Annotated in this window: 16 protein-coding genes and 3 pseudogenes; 8 read left to right on the top strand and 11 right to left on the bottom strand. The window is 33.9% G+C overall.

Features of this window, described 5'->3' with window-relative positions; translation table 11 throughout:
* Window positions 1-381 precede the first annotated feature (381 nt).
* Window positions 382-900 carry a PaREP1 family protein gene (locus tag J5U23_RS09215; RefSeq protein WP_218265989.1) on the bottom strand — a complete coding sequence of 173 codons (519 nt, stop codon included), beginning with the start codon at window positions 898-900 and terminating at the stop codon, window positions 382-384.
* A gap of 259 nt (window positions 901-1,159) precedes the next feature.
* Here J5U23_RS09215 and J5U23_RS09210 point away from each other — a divergent pair.
* A pseudogene (locus J5U23_RS09210) lies at window positions 1,160-1,452 on the top strand (recombinase family protein); the annotation flags it as partial.
* A gap of 8 nt (window positions 1,453-1,460) precedes the next feature.
* Window positions 1,461-1,632 (top strand): annotated as a pseudogene (locus tag J5U23_RS09205) (IS6 family transposase); the annotation flags it as partial.
* Between the two features lie 238 nt (window positions 1,633-1,870).
* On the opposite strand, the gene J5U23_RS09200 reads toward J5U23_RS09205, so the two are convergent.
* Entirely contained in the window at window positions 1,871-2,008 is a 138-nt protein-coding gene (locus J5U23_RS09200) for a hypothetical protein (RefSeq protein ID WP_218257901.1), read from the bottom strand.
* An 85-nt stretch (window positions 2,009-2,093) separates the two neighbouring features.
* Here J5U23_RS09200 and J5U23_RS09195 point away from each other — a divergent pair, with 85 nt between their 5' ends.
* Both J5U23_RS09195 and J5U23_RS16155 read left to right on the top strand, forming a co-directional pair.
* Entirely contained in the window at window positions 2,094-2,432 is a 339-nt protein-coding gene (locus tag J5U23_RS09195) for a hypothetical protein (protein ID WP_244988769.1), read from the top strand.
* Window positions 2,433-2,659: 227 nt separating this feature from the next.
* Window positions 2,660-2,820 (top strand): annotated as a pseudogene (locus tag J5U23_RS16155) (RNA-guided endonuclease TnpB family protein); the annotation flags it as partial.
* 117 nt (window positions 2,821-2,937) lie between these two features.
* On the opposite strand, the gene J5U23_RS09190 reads toward J5U23_RS16155, so the two are convergent.
* Both J5U23_RS09190 and J5U23_RS09185 read right to left on the bottom strand, forming a co-directional pair.
* On the bottom strand, window positions 2,938-4,269 hold the full coding sequence (locus tag J5U23_RS09190) for an APC family permease (RefSeq protein ID WP_218265988.1): 1,332 nt from the start codon (window positions 4,267-4,269) through the stop codon (window positions 2,938-2,940).
* A gap of 106 nt (window positions 4,270-4,375) precedes the next feature.
* Window positions 4,376-4,951 (bottom strand): XdhC family protein, encoded by a 576-nt coding sequence (locus J5U23_RS09185; protein ID WP_218265987.1) that lies wholly within the window; start codon window positions 4,949-4,951, stop codon window positions 4,376-4,378.
* 469 nt (window positions 4,952-5,420) lie between these two features.
* On the opposite strand from J5U23_RS09185, the gene J5U23_RS09180 reads away from it, so the two are divergent.
* The gene (locus tag J5U23_RS09180) at window positions 5,421-6,164 is read left to right on the top strand and encodes a ParA family protein (RefSeq protein WP_218265986.1); all 744 of its coding nucleotides are present in this window, start codon (window positions 5,421-5,423) and stop codon (window positions 6,162-6,164) included.
* A gap of 226 nt (window positions 6,165-6,390) precedes the next feature.
* Here the strand turns inward: J5U23_RS09180 and J5U23_RS09175 are convergent, their stop codons facing one another.
* The 6 genes from J5U23_RS09175 to J5U23_RS09150 all read right to left on the bottom strand — a co-directional run bounded on the left by J5U23_RS09175 (window position 6,391) and on the right by J5U23_RS09150 (window position 12,667).
* On the bottom strand, window positions 6,391-8,469 hold the full coding sequence (locus J5U23_RS09175) for a COG1361 family protein (RefSeq protein WP_218265985.1): 2,079 nt from the start codon (window positions 8,467-8,469) through the stop codon (window positions 6,391-6,393).
* A gap of 10 nt (window positions 8,470-8,479) precedes the next feature.
* Window positions 8,480-8,926 (bottom strand): hypothetical protein, encoded by a 447-nt coding sequence (locus J5U23_RS09170; protein ID WP_218265984.1) that lies wholly within the window; start codon window positions 8,924-8,926, stop codon window positions 8,480-8,482.
* An 8-nt stretch (window positions 8,927-8,934) separates the two neighbouring features.
* Entirely contained in the window at window positions 8,935-10,179 is a 1,245-nt protein-coding gene (locus J5U23_RS09165; RefSeq protein WP_218265983.1) for a glycosyltransferase family 2 protein, read from the bottom strand.
* Window positions 10,180-10,883: 704 nt separating this feature from the next.
* Window positions 10,884-11,300 (bottom strand): hypothetical protein, encoded by a 417-nt coding sequence (locus J5U23_RS09160; protein WP_218265982.1) that lies wholly within the window; start codon window positions 11,298-11,300, stop codon window positions 10,884-10,886.
* On the bottom strand, window positions 11,281-12,147 hold the full coding sequence (locus J5U23_RS09155; protein ID WP_218265981.1) for an SPFH domain-containing protein: 867 nt from the start codon (window positions 12,145-12,147) through the stop codon (window positions 11,281-11,283). Before J5U23_RS09155 ends, J5U23_RS09160 begins: the two co-directional genes overlap by 20 nt.
* Window positions 12,148-12,190: 43 nt before the next feature.
* The gene (locus J5U23_RS09150) at window positions 12,191-12,667 is read right to left on the bottom strand and encodes a hypothetical protein (protein WP_218260574.1); all 477 of its coding nucleotides are present in this window, start codon (window positions 12,665-12,667) and stop codon (window positions 12,191-12,193) included.
* Between the two features lie 96 nt (window positions 12,668-12,763).
* On the opposite strand from J5U23_RS09150, the gene J5U23_RS09145 reads away from it, so the two are divergent.
* Genes J5U23_RS09145 through J5U23_RS09135 form a run of 3 tightly spaced genes read left to right on the top strand, consistent with a single transcriptional unit; the run spans window position 12,764 to window position 14,858 of the window.
* Window positions 12,764-13,888 carry an MFS transporter gene (locus J5U23_RS09145; RefSeq protein WP_218265980.1) on the top strand — a complete coding sequence of 375 codons (1,125 nt, stop codon included), beginning with the start codon at window positions 12,764-12,766 and terminating at the stop codon, window positions 13,886-13,888.
* Between the two features lie 23 nt (window positions 13,889-13,911).
* Window positions 13,912-14,322, top strand: a complete 411-nt coding sequence (locus tag J5U23_RS09140; RefSeq protein ID WP_218265979.1) for a hypothetical protein — start codon at window positions 13,912-13,914, stop codon at window positions 14,320-14,322.
* On the top strand, window positions 14,319-14,858 hold the full coding sequence (locus tag J5U23_RS09135; RefSeq protein ID WP_218265978.1) for a hypothetical protein: 540 nt from the start codon (window positions 14,319-14,321) through the stop codon (window positions 14,856-14,858). The genes J5U23_RS09140 and J5U23_RS09135 overlap by 4 nt, the downstream gene beginning before the upstream one ends.
* On the opposite strand, the gene J5U23_RS09130 is transcribed toward J5U23_RS09135, so the two are convergent.
* Window positions 14,841-15,569: a glycosyltransferase gene (locus J5U23_RS09130; protein WP_218265977.1), complete on the bottom strand. Its 729-nt coding sequence runs from the start codon at window positions 15,567-15,569 to the stop codon at window positions 14,841-14,843. The two genes, J5U23_RS09135 and J5U23_RS09130, sit on opposite strands and share 18 nt — an antisense overlap.
* Window positions 15,570-15,594 lie beyond the last annotated feature (25 nt).

The raw sequence follows: 15,594 nt of genomic DNA, 5'->3' as shown, positions 1-15,594 counted from the left end.
TTATTTTATATTAATTGTTTTTTGTCACTAAAATTGATTGTCAAGTTAGATAAAAATTCTGAAAATCAATTATATATTTACGCTGTTATCTCAATTAATTTCATTATATTGATATTAACTAGCAAAATTTTAACTATAAGTAATTACATAGTAGGATAATTCAAAGTTTCATTAAGCTTCCATTTGTCTTACTATGGTGGAATTTCAACTATTAAATTTGAATTAAATAACATTAATATGAAGAGCAAGTAAAAACATATTATAATGAGATTGCAGTTCAAACAATAAAGAATAGTTTTACTACACTCTATTATTTATGCATTAAACTCCATAAATTTAATAAGGAAAATTACAATTCATAATGAATTCTTGATGACCCCATTAAGAACTCATTTCTTTTTCTGCAATTTTATAATGTTGTTCGATTTCACTATCCCAGTAATCCTTAAATAATTCCCTTACACTGGTAAGAATATCTTTGGCTAACTGGAGAATATCTCTTATCGCCTCTTCTCTGTCTGAGTAGTCACTTGCTCCTTTATATAACCCATTATAAGCATATCTATGTAGTTCAAGAGCAGTAGAAGTTAAATGATTCACTTTATATCCTAATTCTTCAAGCCTTTGTGAAATTCCTTTTAATCCCGTAGTTGGAGCAAGAAATCCGGTCTTATAATACCACTCTTTTTCTTTCTCATTTCTAGGCATTTTTTCTAAGTTCATGACTGTTAAAGCACTCATTAATGCCTTCCATGAAAGGAAAATCTTATTTGCAGAGTTCCTACTAAATCCTTCTTTAAGGAGTTTTAAACCTAAGGCTAGTTCATCTAAGCTTTCAATTACCCTGATTTTTATATAAGCATTTCTGTGCTTCTCAATTGTCGGTATTTTTGTCTCCATAGTATTATATGATACTTGAGAGATTAAAAAGAACGATAACTGAGTTATCTACAGTGGAATAAGCTATGTGATAAAAATCATATTACTGATTACTAGTACAGTATGCTAAAAGCTTACACACTAAAACACTCACGATATTATCTTCATATTTTATCCAAGGCCGTTGTCAACAGTTTTCGATAGACCGCAAAGTTTGTATTATTTTATAATAAAGTCTTATACAATGATAAGACCTAAAGAAGTATGCTAACGTCTAGGAATATTCTGTGAAACACTCTGAGAATATGTTAAGAAAAGGTTACATTAAACCCGTAATCCTATAGACCGGCAAATGGAGATTCAGAGAGAAGGACGTAGAAAAGCTGATGGGTATTGTTAGGAACACAATATTATATGCTAGGGTATCATCAAACACACAAAAGGATGATTTAACAAGCAAAGTACTTACAAGAACAAGTTAAGGACTACAACCAAGTAATAACAGACGTAGGTTCTGGACTGAATATGAAAAGAAAAGGATTCCTCAAACTATTAAGAATTATATTAAACAATGGAAGATAATATTCAACGAGAGGGATTATGCTGAACAAGGATTCAAAAGCCTAAAACATAGACTAGCATTAATGGACTACTACTCCCCATGGAATTCTAGCAAGTTCACACTAATTAGGTGGTTATCGACGTTCTTCCTAATAACCTACTCTCACCCCAACGTACATGTTAGACAAATAGTTGATAATAGATTAAAATATTTCAAATGAACGAAATTGCTATCCACTCTCAGAAAAGGGAAGAAAACAAGTTTTAACCCATTAGACAAGTTGTAAATTGCAGCGTATGACAAAAAGGAAAATACACCCCAGGCTAAAATTACGAAAATCGGTACTCCTAGGAGATGTGGAGGGAAATTATAAGCATAATTGCCAAATGATATTCCCGTTGCTGGCCAATTTTCTCAAATGTAAATCCACTAGATTAAGGGGAATCTTCTTCTTACTGCTGGTAAGATTAATGACGTTACAGTTGCTACGAAGAAGACGATTAGAATTCCATCAAACATAATTCCAAGGCAAAGAATTATGAAGGCAATAAGATAGTATTTGTCCACATATCACTCTTTACGTTACCGTCAATAAGTTTTAGCAAGAGATTAGGTATGTCAAATTTAAATCTCTAATTACGCTAATGAAACGATGCTGTTAATAATTTACTTGATTGGGGTTATGGTAATAATACATTTAATAGGGGCAACAATATCTTTTTTAGAAAAGACCTTTCCTAAGAAGATAGGAAACGTGATAGCAGTTTACGAGGCGGTCTTTTACGTTGTTGTTTTATTTTATCTAAGAGGAGTGGCGTTACCTTTACTCCTCGTTACGTATTTTTACCTTTTGATACATGTAGTGGGAGGTGTACTTTACGTTAGAAACGTTTTGGGAAAGATCTATTCAAATCCTAATGGGCTTTTCTATTACGGAATTTACGAGTTAGTGGAAATGCTCTACTTGATTGTGTTACTGTTAATCATGTGACTTAGTCGAACCGGGAAAATATTCACGGAATGAGCCATAGAGGATAATTTTTATAAAAATAAGGGGTTCAAAGGGGACGGAAAACCTCACCTTTTAAGGTGACGATGGATAGTCATATACCTAAGAGAAATCCAGACGCCGTGGCCAGCAGTTTTCAATAAAACATGAAGTTTATATACTTTATATGTAAAGAATTTCTTAAAAAGCTTGCTACTTGATGTGGATGGGCTTCCCGAAATGTAACAAGATATTATGCAAGATGTGCAAGCTTCCCCCACATCCGTAGTACACCACGGGTGTGGGTTGGGGTTATCCCGCTAAAGGGTGGAGAAGAATAAACGGGGCAATGCTCCGTGACTTTGGTGAAGTTCAAGATCTGAGGATTTGATACAAATTCATGAAAATTTAATGAAGTCCAAACCCCTTTTTATGTAAAGATCTTTAGAGGAATTCGACATAATTAAGCTAACATCTTCTTTAAAGGATAAGCTTGAATATAATGAATTTAACCCTTAGAACCCTCTTCCTCACCCGATTCTCTACTTATTTCCAACGCCTCAGCGTAAATGAAACCTAAAATTATCCAACCAAAGAACAGATATACTATGTATTTGTTAAACGTTGGCAAAGAGTATAGAAAGACTGATATACTGACCAATGATGCGAAAATCCCGATAAATATTTCATGAAGATGCTTCAATGCTCTCTTCGATGCAATCCTAATTAGTGAGGAATTGGCAGAGATGTGAACAAACAAGTTGTTTAAACCAGCTAACGCTCCAAGTATTGTGAAAGTGTTGTATAATCCAAAGGTGTAACTCATTGCAGTTAACGCAGTTATGAAGACTAATCCCACAAGTAGCTCAGAGTATTTCACCTTAGAGAGACCACTTGGCATTATCCTATCCTCAGCCATTGCCTTCAACGTTCGGGAATCAGCTAAAATATACGTCATTCCTCCTAACGTCCCATCGCTTAACGCGATGAGAGCTATTATGAATGTACCTATTAAGCCAAATCTAAACAGTAAGTAGTCTATTAAGTTTCCAGTGAAGTTCATGGCTGCCAAGGAGTAAAAGAAAAACGTTGCTAAACCTCCACCAAATAATAACACTGAAATTGCAGCTTTACCTATGGTTTTAGGATTGGTTTCTCCACCTAGGGGAGCTATTGAGCCGTAACCTGTTGGTATTCCCAATCCGAAAACTACAGCTGATATTAAGGTAGGTGTTATTGAACTCGGTATTGGATTGTAAAAATTCCATTTAGAATCGTAAAGAAATAGTAGGGAAAGTAGGGAAATTATTAAGATTTCTACTATTGACGCTCCAATAGCGTACTTAGCTGACACTTGTACTCCAGCAAGTACTATTGACGTCGCAATTATTCCTATAATTAATGCGTAAAACCACTGATCATAAAATATTGAAGGCAGTATTGTAGAGGGTACGTACGTTGAAATAATAGTATAAAGTACGTAAGCTCCACCTGTGAGTAATGTCCCACCATAGGCCAATCCGTAAAGTAAATAGTTCCAACCCGTATTCAACCCTAACCTAGAGGTTAAGGAGTAAAACGCGTATGTATAATATCCCCCACCCCTCTTAAATCTCCCTGATAAAGAGTAAATGACTACACCGTTAAATAGAACTACGAGAGTTGCGACTAGCATTGCAAATGGCGCTTGTGTTCCTACTTTTCCTATTATGACAGTACCGAAGGTTAGTAAGGAGATAAAGGGTGCTTGTCCACCAAAGGAGATGAAGAATATGTCCTTAAATGATAGCTTTTTATTCCCCTTATTCAGCTCCTCTTCTTTGTTGATCTCTTCCTTCATACACTAAAAGATAGTGATACATTCAAATAAACGTTTGCTTATACTGCCATAGAGGAAGAATTATCTAGAATTAAAGTTAATCTTCTTCTAATACAATTTTAACCTCTCATAATTTCTCTAAAAGCTTTTCAAACCCCTTAACTTCTCTAAGAGGTAATCCCATACTACCTCTTGTCACAGCTAAGACTTCAGCGACAATTGATAGAGCGATCTCTTTCTCGCTCTTAGCACCAATATCTAAACCGGCTGGAATTCTCAATTTCTTTAATTTCTCTTTATCAATTCCAGCTTGGATAAGCCTCTTCAATATTACCTCAGCTCTCTTTAAGCTCATAATTACAGCAATCTCCTTAGCTCCACCATAAATTGACTTCATAATAGCCCAAGTATCGTAAACGTGCCTAGTTGCAACTATTACGTAATTGTCCTTTACAACGTCATCTGGAATTTGGAAAGTAGTACCTTTTATCACCTCATCAGCTTCATAATAACTTTCCTCGGCAAATGGGTCAACCACTAAAACATGGAAGCCCAAATCCTTTAAATACCTTGCTATAAATGGGGCGACGTTAATTCCCTTCCCAGTGCACTTACTGGCATCAACCCTTACGGTATCCCTATCGCAAAATATTGGTTCCTCCATTTCCGCTTCTCTACTCGAGGCAAATACGACGACTTTCATAAATTAACATACTAACTAAACACTTATATGTATTCATTAAAAGCTAGAAAAGTAGTTTCAAGGAAAATGAGTAGCAACTCCTACTAGTAGGGCAATGCTTAGATTTTCCATAATAAAAATATCTATGGAAAGTCATTAATGAATTGTGGAACGCTTTAACAAAAATCACTTTTATTTCGTATTTATCTACTCATTGTTAAATCCAGAGTTGGACTTCAATGACTTTTAAACTAAGGGGAAAGTTTGTTCTTTTCTAGGTTATATAAAAAAGTAGTTTGCTCATTTGTTAACACGAGCTATCATTCCATCTTAAGAAAGTTTTTAGATTTTGAATAAAGGAGTGTTTATGTATTAGTCATCCAAACTTTACAAGAACTAGAAAATCTAGACAGAAAAAATTTCAACAAGTATGAAAGAAAAATCACTATTATGAGTAAATTTTATTTTCTCATTTTGTGACTTCTCTATAATGAAGATTAGAATTGGTATTATAGGTTTAAAAGGTGGTGTCGGGAAAACAACGATTGCGTTAAATACTGCACTATATCTTTCAAAAAAATATAAGGTTTTATATATTGATAAGGATCTGCTTTCCATGGGGTCTTTAATTTTAGGCTTTAACGGTATTGGTTTTCATAAGGCAATAGTGGAAGGTTTAGGCAAGGAACAATATGAGTATAAGGTTAACGATAACTTAACGTTATTTAAGTTATATAGTGATCCAGTAAATGAGAAAGAGCTACATCATAAGGTTAAAGACATTGGTGAAAAGGCTGAAAAAGCTTACGTTGATCTTGTATCGAAAGGCTATGATATCATCATAGTAGATTACGGTAGAATTTTCATGACTAACGATCCATTGGTATATGATGAATATGAAATGTTTAAGAGAAATTTCCCCAACTATCTCATAGCTGCAGTAGGAATAACTGACGCTATTAGGAATGATATTACAGATGTTGTAAAATATTTTCTAGACACAATAAATAGAACTAAATCCAAACCCCTCGCTTTCGTAATTAACATGGTACCTCAAATAGGTGACATTCAGAAAGAAATTGACCAAATAGTTAAAGAAATTAGTCAAGATGTAAAGTGTGATATACTTACTATTCCCTTTGACGAGAAGTTGGTACAATATAGCAATATGGGAGAAGCGGAAGAAATGCAGAAAGTAGGGAAGTTAATAGAGAGGATTTTATCCCAAGGGTAATAGAGATTTTTACAATCTAGTTTAAAAGTATTTATGCCTAAGAGGCTTATTTCTTGAATGTTTAATATTATTGAAGATAAGTTATTTATTTAGATACTTACTTATAGGATACGTGAAAACAATATAAAAATTATTTAGTTATGATTCTACATTCTCCATTAAAAAACGTTTATCGAATATATAGGAAAAAACTTCTAAACGTATATATAAAAAGAAAGAGCATACTTTACTCTTTAGTCGTATTTTTCCTGACTGCAGGGACAATAGATATTAATATAATAATTAATATGAACGCTATTACAATGGCGGGTATTCCGTATACTTGGTATAACGTATATTTTCCAACGTAGTTGGCTAGGTATTTGACTACAGTCTGCCCTGGTGATAGTTTGACGTAGTTTAGTGGTATTGTGATGTTTTTGATGTATGTCTGGTTATTATGGTAGTAGAACATCGATATCTGGAATACGGTATTCTTTGTGACGTGTACTGTAAAAGGTATTGCTATTGTTTCGTTTGGTAGTATTTGTGAGATTATGTAGAATGGTGGTGTTATTGCTGTTCCGTTGGGTTTTATTAGGATGTATATGTTGTTGGCGTATTGGTCTCCTGTGTTTTGTATGTATAGTATTAGTGTTGCTGTGTATGTTCCGGTTGTTGATCTAGTTATGTTGATGAATTGGTATGTCACATTCAGCCTAACTGCTACAGGTGACACTGCTTTAGCATAATTTAGTGGTATTGTGATGTTTTTGATGTATGTCTGGTTATTATGGTAGTAGAACATCGATATCTGAACCAGTGCGTTATTTGTTGCGCGTAAAGAGAATGGGATGGCTATTGTTTCGTTTGGTAGTATTTGTGAGATTATGTAGAATGGTGGTGTTATTGCTGTTCCGTTGGGTTTTATTAGGATGTATATGTTGTTGGCGTATTGGTCTCCTGTGTTTTGTATGTATAGTATTAGTGTTGCTGTGTATGTTCCGGTTGTTGATCTAGTTATGTTGATGAATTGGTATGTCAAATTCAACTTGACGAATGGGACTTCGTAAACTTTCTGCGAGTAAGAAAAGATCCTATTATCAGCATAAAAGGCAATGTAAACAAAGTTAGGTTTTATAGTTGCAGGATACAAGATATCCCCTTTAGGAGATAATTTTAGTATCTTTACAGTGTCTTGTCCAAACTGAACCGTTATGTTATTTAGCGTGACGTTATCACGATTAGATACATTGATATTACCGTTATTCCACGTTACACTTATTGGGTACTCTATAGGGAAATAGTAGCTACCTAAACTTACGTTATCAAAACCTAATGGTGTGTAGAAGAAAACATAAAGTTTGAGCGAAACGTTTGAATTAGCGTAGAAGGATAAAGTGAAATTCATTGCACTATTTGAAGGTAAGTAGGGAATGGTTAACTTCTTCATAGTATTGTTATATTTGGCAATTAAGGTGAGGTTACTTATTGAAAGGCTCTCCTTGTTTACTATCGAGATATTAAAGTTATTATAACCCGGGTAAACTACTCTAGTAGGAGCTTGAACATTTGCGTATAGCGTTGGTATTGAAGTATTTACGTTAGTTTCTAAAACGAATTGCTTGACATAATAGAGGTTATAAGGTGTTAAAAATCGTATGGTTAATGGAATATTTAAATGATAGATCAGACTATTTTCAAATGGAACGAATAGCTTCACTGAGATGTCCTTACTCTCGTTAACGTAAGACAAACTAACGTTTTTCATAAAGTATGGGGATGAGATAGAGCCATTGTAAAGCGGAGATTGTGTATTGATTCTGAAGATAACGTCTTGGAAGCCTTGTATTAAGCTTGAATTTAACAGTTTAATACTAAAGTTATACGTACCATAATAGGGCAAAGTAAGTGAAGTATTATAAGATACGTTACCTCCACTTTCAGTGATTAACATCAACATCACTGGGAAATTTAATTTATTAGGTAAACTTGTATTAACTATGCTAACGTTAAACTGTATGTTATATTGTTGAACCTGAGAGGATAAGGGCAAAATATCTTCTATATAATGTCCTTCACTAGCATTCAAAACTCCTTCAGGTAAAAATATCTTCGCAATTAGGGCATAAGCGTTTACCTTAGTAGAGTTTAAGAAAGTAATTAAGTTTAAATTTATCGTTGTAAGGTTATCCAATGTGGGAATTGTCTTCCAATTGGCTGTAATGAAGTATGAAAAAGGTGGTGATGTAGATGAGGAATTTATGACTCCAGATAATACTAACGGGAAGAGTATTAGAAGGATTAAGACTATTGATTTATACATTTTGCATCACTTACTCCTCAAAATCCTTCAATATCCATCCTTGATATCCATGTATTTCTAGTTCTTTACAAGCTGATACAGACTTCACTTCGCCCTTAGTAATAGAAACATTAGGAATAATCTTACTTTCACATAGATTTAATACTTTATTGAGATCAAGCTGTGACATCTCACTAACTAGAAGGATGATTTTTACATCCTTTCTCCTCAGTTCCTTTATCTTTTTAATATTCTCCTTATGGGAGTTAAGATATGTTAGTGTTTGTTCTTCGTATATAAAGATCAATCTTATTTCCTTCTCTAGATCCAAATAGAACGGACTGAGAATTCCGTTAATTTCAACATTTCTCCTAGCACTAATAACTTTTTGATCTAACTTTTTTACCATTTCCATTAAATAGTCATTAATTAAATCGTCTTCTCTTAACTCATTTTTTGAAACTAAAATTTTATCCATTTTTTCACCTAACCTAAATAGCTACTTCCCCTCCATTCTGAAACACCGTAATGGGTGATAGCTGCATATATGAACATGGGGAATATTACAAATAAACCGAGAATACCTAGTGTAATAATGTCAAGAAAAGACATTTTATCAGGGAGCTTAAGGTTCAAGATTACAAAGGATATTTTCATGCTTAAATAAAGACCAATAATAAATATAAGTAGTGAATATAATATTATAGGTATGTTAAATCCATAATAAGCTAAATAACTCCAAGACCACGCAGTGGGATTTCCGGGAACTAAGAGTGTATCTATTAATGCCAAAGCGAATGAGAATGGAGCAAATAGATACGTTAACATGTGAAATCTATATTTCCCTGGCATTTTGAAAAATAAGCCACTCCTCATTTCCTTTATTAGATAAAGATAGCCGCTTCTAGCCCATCTCAACTGTTGGTTGAGGAATTTTAAAAACGTAAGTTGAGCTGCTGATTTGGCTACTGCCGTAGCTTGATAGACCGTCTTATAACCATTCATATTTGCGTAATAAGTCAGCGCTTTATCGTCTGCGACAATTAGTCTTCTCTTTCCGTAGGTATCATGATTGAAGTTCCTTATAATCTCCAGTAGATAGCTTCTTCTGTAAGCAGCAATCTTTCCATCAATTACATTTAACGTGCCATTTAGTGCTCTAACAACAATATCCCTACTATACTCTATTATTTGTCCAAATAAGTAGGGAATTCTGCCATCAGTTCTGAATAACATTGGTCTTCCTTGAACTCCAGCCACCTTAGGGTCTGCAAAGGGTTTAATGATTTCATTTATAGTATTATCCTCCATTATCGTATCGCTATCCAACTGAACTATTATATCTCCAATTGCGTTTAGCCAACCTATGACTAATGCCCCGCGTTTACCAACCCTCTTACTGAGGCTTATGACCTTAGCACCGTACTTTTTGGCTATATCAACTACTTCCTTTCTCTTATCATCGTGGACTACTATTATCTCGTCTGGATTGTTTTTTGCAACTGACTTAATGCATCTTTCGAAAATCTCGAGACTCTCACCGTATTCTGGAATTACTGCAGTTACTTTTGCCTTATCTCTAGTTAAACCAGTGGAATAGGGTCTATAACTTCTAGAGAAATAGCGTAATAAAAATTGTCTAAATAAGAAGAATATCGCAAAGTTCACTGGAAAATATATGAAGACGCCGTATTCGAGCATATACAGCACGTTCTCTAATTCGTATAACATATTCTCCACTTTTATCAACACCCAAATCTTATAAATCCTTGGGTTTTTTTCATCTAAATTAGATATATAATAACTAAGAATTATGTATACTCCGCAACTTAGAAAAATAAAAATATTTAAATAAATAGTATTTATTCTCAATTAGAAAAGTTAACTACACGACGTCCTTATTAGCATATAAGATTTCTATTTATTTACCATGTACCAGTCATCTCCATGAAAGAAATTGGTCATTAGGAAAGCTAATCAATTTATAGTACTACTTATGAAGAATGATATAGAACTGTGAAAGTTGTTATCATTACTAGTAATAACATATTATTAGTATATATATATGATAAAGCTGAAAATATTTTAGTTATATGGGAAAATTAAGGCAAATTTTATAAAGATAGATCAATTATTAAAAAAAGGTTATTGCGTAAAGCAAGAAATGACATTTTAGTTTAAAGATTTACAAAAGATATAAACATATTGTAAACTATTAAATTTTCTGATGGCTGATATGAAATATCAATATTTTTATGGTAGTGTCAATAGCTATACTTAATTATAAATAAGGAAAATAATTGTATCATTTTCTTGATACCCTATCACGATATTAGCTACCAAATATTTTATAAAAGTATAGTATAACGATGCTTGTTTCTAAATATTAACCAACAAGGCGAAGGATTGTTTGTTCTAATAAGAAAAACTCATATTCATATAATGGTACTTATAGATCCTGCAAATGCACCGTTTAGCAAATTATACGCTATCGTTAATCCTAAGTACGCTTGAGGATAAGATACTTGAAAGGCATATGGCAATAAGGAAAAGACCAAATAAGATAATGCCGTTATTAACCCTATTTTTCTAACTTGAATCAAAGATGATTTTCCAAGAACTGTCCTTGCAGGAAAGACAAATGCAACCAATATTACCAATATTAAAATCTGTACTATTCCTTCTGCAGGAGAGTGGATTATTGCCTCAATTGGTGAAATATCAAAGGGACTTGGAGGATAGAATGCCTTAACTATTAATGATACTATTGCCATAATTATAGTTAAGATAAAAGAATAACCAATTGATGTCGCAATATTATAACCTAAAATTCTACTGTTGTGTTCCACCACTCTGTTGTTGCCCCCTTCTACCTATACCTACTCTTATTAGGCCGTCTGGTAGATTAACTATTGTTGATAGGTTTGGATAATACGGCACTCCGATTGCCATATTGACTGCTGCTGCGTTCTGCTGTTCAGCTAATATTCTAGCCAAACCCATTCGAACTGCATCCATTAATGGTATTCCCATATCTCTTAATTGTATTATTCTTCTCAACTCTGGATCTTGAGGCAGAAGTCTGGTTATTCTTACAGATATTAGATCTACGCCTATTTCTGCTAAGAATTGCTTTAACGCTGCCGTAACTGCAGTGGAAATTTCAGAGAATTTCTTGAAAACATCAGTTAGATTTACCCTATTAAGTACCGAACTAACTTCTTGATCTACAATTGGTGAAATATAATGAGCTAGGTCTGCATCTTTGAAATATAGGGAACCGAACTGGACATTAGTCACTAAGGCTGCAGGGTTTTGAACTCTAAAGTATATTGCCGTCTCATACTCCAAGGGTACTAAATCGTCTGTCTGACTAACACCCGCTACTCTAACCTCATGTCTAGTAGTTGAAACGTAATAAACTACGGTATCATATGGCAATGTGTTATACCTAAACTTAGATAGAAAAGCTGAAACCGGATTTCCTGGAGTTTGAATATTATGACTACCTGGAGGTAAATCCGCAACAATTTGACCTTGTATTAAAACTATTGCTCTCTCTGTGGGTTGTACTATTATAAGTGATTTCGAAGTAATTGCCTCCTTCGGATATTTGAAAATTATAGCATCAGCTGTCATAAAACTTGATCCATCTTCTTTTTCTGTCGAAATAACTTGACCTCTAATAGTTAAAGACATATATTAAAATTATTCTAGTATTGGTATTTAAATTTTTTCGTAACTATTTTCTAAGTTCCGGAGGATAAAATAATTTCATCCTATCATAAAATATTGCTCTTAGGTCATTAAGTAATGGTTCGAACTCTTCAATTCTATTATTCTTAGCAAGCTCCACCAATTGTGAAGCTATATCAATCATCTTCATATCGTGATTAACGATTTGATCCAGTTCCTCAGTCGTAACTTTCCACCTGGCGTAAATATCCGCACCTCCACCTTGACTCGACATTATATTGTTTATTAGCTCCCTGATTTTAGAGATCAAGAACTCCATTACCTTAAGTTGGGGTGAGAACGGATCAGTTGAAGCAATGAAACTTTCTTTTTCAGAGATTACCCTTATCGTTTGTTCTAACCTATCAACCACTGCTCTCCTAACTAGGAAATCGTCTTGTCTAATTAGATCTTTTGCTTTATACCCCCTATAACCTGGTAAAAGTAATTGTAACTGCTCAATGGGGGTTAACTCTCTCGGCATAATTGAATATACGCCTAGGAGATTATAAAATTATTTTATCCTAAAAATATTTTAGAACGATAATCATAAAAGCGAGATTTTACCCATTGTCATTTTGTGTTAAGAAATATAATAGTGAGTTGGATAGGAACTTTTCTTCAGTTGTTTTTAAGACTCAGTTGGGGAGTTATATCATTACCAATTGCCCTACTTTTCCACCTAAACTCCATACAGATAGGGCTAGTTGCAACAGCTTTTTACGTGGGTTACGTTGTCTCCTCAATACCTTGGGGTTTGATTATAGACAGAATAGGCCCAAGCAGTGCTGTGGAGTACGCATCGATTCTCTTAGTGGGGATGAACCTATTACTCTTTCTCTTCCTTACAAGTTACGCTATTCTACTTATAGCCTACCTCATAGAAGGACTAATAACAGCTGCCATATTTCCGTCAGCCATGAAAATAGTTGCAGTTAGTTATTCCAACAGCTCAAAGTTCACATTTTACGTGGCTTTAGTGGAAAGCGCAGGACCAATAACTATCATCACCTTGGGTGTAATAGCAAGTTTTCTGTTGCATTTATGGAGATTTATTTACCTAATCATGGCCATAAGTTTTGGACTAATTGCAATTTTCACCTATTTCAATAGGATAAGTGTCAATAGGACTGAAATCAAGAGGTCATTTAAGATAATCCTTGATAGAAAGATAACAATGGCAACACTAGTTAGATTAGGGGAGCTGTGGTCCACGTGGGGTACAACAACGTGGATTTTCCCAATGCTAGTACTTTATAGGGGGATCTCTCCAACTCTATCAGCCCTATTTCTTCTTCTTTTCGGAGTTGGTCAGCTAGTAGGGATTTTAAGTGTGGAAAGGTTAGTGGAAAGATTTGGCGATAGTAACGTTATCTTAATAAATCTAATAGGATTCATCTTACTGACGTTTTCAATAATTTTCTCAAATAACATCGATATATTACCCGAGGCCTTCTTATTGGGGATTTTCTCGTTCTCATATAGACCTCCTACTGATTCTCTAATAATGAGAATAGCTGGACAATCTAGTGCGGGGACTTCAATAGGTTACGCCAACGCCGTATCCCAAGTTGGGACGATGATCGCTCCATCATTTGTAGGTTTGGCACTGTATTTAACCCATAGCTTCTCTATTTCAATGTTGGCCTTGGACGTTGGGTGTATAATATCTATCATATCACTTTTATCCTTGAAACATTTATAGTAGTCTTCATATAATATTAAAACGTGGATTTAGGTAAAATCATAGGTTTAATAGTGTTCATTTCAGTACTAATCGTTCAGTTTGCCATCATCAATAACTTCAACGGTTTACTTCAAACGACATTGAACCAAATCAACTCCACTATACTCATATTATTCACTTCACAACCAAAAATAGGCCTAGTTATTTCCAATAACCAGTTAATCTTAACTTTTAACAATACTCTCAACTTCCCAATAACCTTACTAAACGTAACCGGGAAGTACACTTACTTATCAAAACCGGTAACAATTAACCCTAATGAAGTAAAGAACATAAGTGTAGTTATTACTAATTTGGAAATGTTTGAGAGAACAGTTCAAGATAATTTATATAACTTAACGATAGTGATGAAGATGTTCAATACAACCTTTTCGCAAAGTGAAATGATATGATAGTTAGAAAAAGAACTTTAATATTGGTCATAAGCATGTTACTAAATGTACTAGTAGCGTTATTACCGGGTTATTGGTGGTATTATTCCGCTGGAGGAATGGTAGTAATTAAGGATAGCCTCTTCTCATTCTACTTAGAATTTCTAGGTAAAGAATTGGAAATAGGTATAATAATAAACTATATTTTGTTTGCGTTTAGATTCTATGTGATAAGTGTTTCTCTTTATTACATTTATCTCGCCTTGAAAAAGGACGTAATCAATAACTACCTATTAATAACTTGGATAAGCTATCTCTACTTGTTGGATCCCTTGATATTTTACTTATTATTTAACTACGTAGTGGGTTATGTTACTCCAACCAAATATCCCTTGTTTATAATAGGGAGTCAGAACATGAGCATGTCGTACAAAAACGTTATGATAACAATCCTAGTCGAAAGTTACCCCACGATTTATTACTGGATAGCCCTTTTTGCAGGTACCTTTAACTTGATTTCAAGAATAATAACTGGTAGGCTATCTAAGCTTTCGTAAAATGTAGTCTTGTGCCTTAAGATACGTATTCGTATATAGGATTTTTCTAAAGGGAGAATAATATACTCTCAATTTTATCAAGGAGAGGAACATCATAACTATAACTTTTATTAACTTTTTAGATATCTTACTATCGCTCTCGTCATGAATGTAATTTATTTCAATTTCCTTAACTTTATAATGTCTACGCTTAAATGCGTAAATTAAGTTAACATCGAACAAAAGATCATTAATTATCAACTCATCTAATATATTTGAAACCTTTTCCCTATTTACTAATTTAACACCAGCTTGGAAGTCTGAAAATTTCACTAGCGATGGAAAGAATATCTTCGTAATTATTATAAATGCCTTGTGTAGGAACCTCCTCTTTAACGGCATACCAACAATTTTCCTCTTAGGTATGACTAAATCAGCGTCAGTATTTAATATTTTATCTAATTCCTCCTCTGTAATTGGAAAATCGGCATCTAATAACAAAACTCTCTGGAAATTGCTTTCATTGATTCCTTTCTTTAGCGCCCCCCCTTTACCAAGTCTGCTCTCACTTTTTATGAGTTTTGCAGAAAATTTCTTAACCACCTCTGGCGTGTTATCATGTCCATCAAATACTACAACTACTTCAGCATTAGGTAGTGTTGATGATATCTTCTCCAACGTCTTACCAATTCTCTTTTCCTCATTGAATGCCGGTATGATAATTGAGATCAATTTATCCAGTAATTGTAAGTTAGAA

The sequence above is a fragment of the Saccharolobus shibatae B12 genome (assembly GCF_019175345.1).
GTDB classification, from domain to species: domain Archaea; phylum Thermoproteota; class Thermoprotei_A; order Sulfolobales; family Sulfolobaceae; genus Saccharolobus; species Saccharolobus shibatae.
The sequence above is the reverse complement of the archived record's forward strand: the minus strand, read 5'-3'. Positions and strand labels throughout refer to the sequence as shown.

Coding starts and splice junctions, on each gene's coding strand:
- J5U23_RS09185 (WP_218265987.1), bottom strand. CDS start 4,951: ATGAAAGTCGTCGTATTTGCCTCGAGTAGAGAAGCGGAAATGGAGGAA.
- J5U23_RS09195 (WP_244988769.1), top strand. CDS start 2,094: ATGCTGTTAATAATTTACTTGATTGGGGTTATGGTAATAATACATTTA.
- J5U23_RS09135 (WP_218265978.1), top strand. CDS start 14,319: ATGATAGTTAGAAAAAGAACTTTAATATTGGTCATAAGCATGTTACTA.
- J5U23_RS09215 (WP_218265989.1), bottom strand. CDS start 900: ATGGAGACAAAAATACCGACAATTGAGAAGCACAGAAATGCTTATATA.
- J5U23_RS09170 (WP_218265984.1), bottom strand. CDS start 8,926: ATGGATAAAATTTTAGTTTCAAAAAATGAGTTAAGAGAAGACGATTTA.
- J5U23_RS09175 (WP_218265985.1), bottom strand. CDS start 8,469: ATGTATAAATCAATAGTCTTAATCCTTCTAATACTCTTCCCGTTAGTA.
- J5U23_RS09165 (WP_218265983.1), bottom strand. CDS start 10,179: ATGTTATACGAATTAGAGAACGTGCTGTATATGCTCGAATACGGCGTC.
- J5U23_RS09150 (WP_218260574.1), bottom strand. CDS start 12,667: ATGCCGAGAGAGTTAACCCCCATTGAGCAGTTACAATTACTTTTACCA.
- J5U23_RS09190 (WP_218265988.1), bottom strand. CDS start 4,269: ATGAAGGAAGAGATCAACAAAGAAGAGGAGCTGAATAAGGGGAATAAA.
- J5U23_RS09180 (WP_218265986.1), top strand. CDS start 5,421: ATGAAGATTAGAATTGGTATTATAGGTTTAAAAGGTGGTGTCGGGAAA.
- J5U23_RS09155 (WP_218265981.1), bottom strand. CDS start 12,147: ATGTCTTTAACTATTAGAGGTCAAGTTATTTCGACAGAAAAAGAAGAT.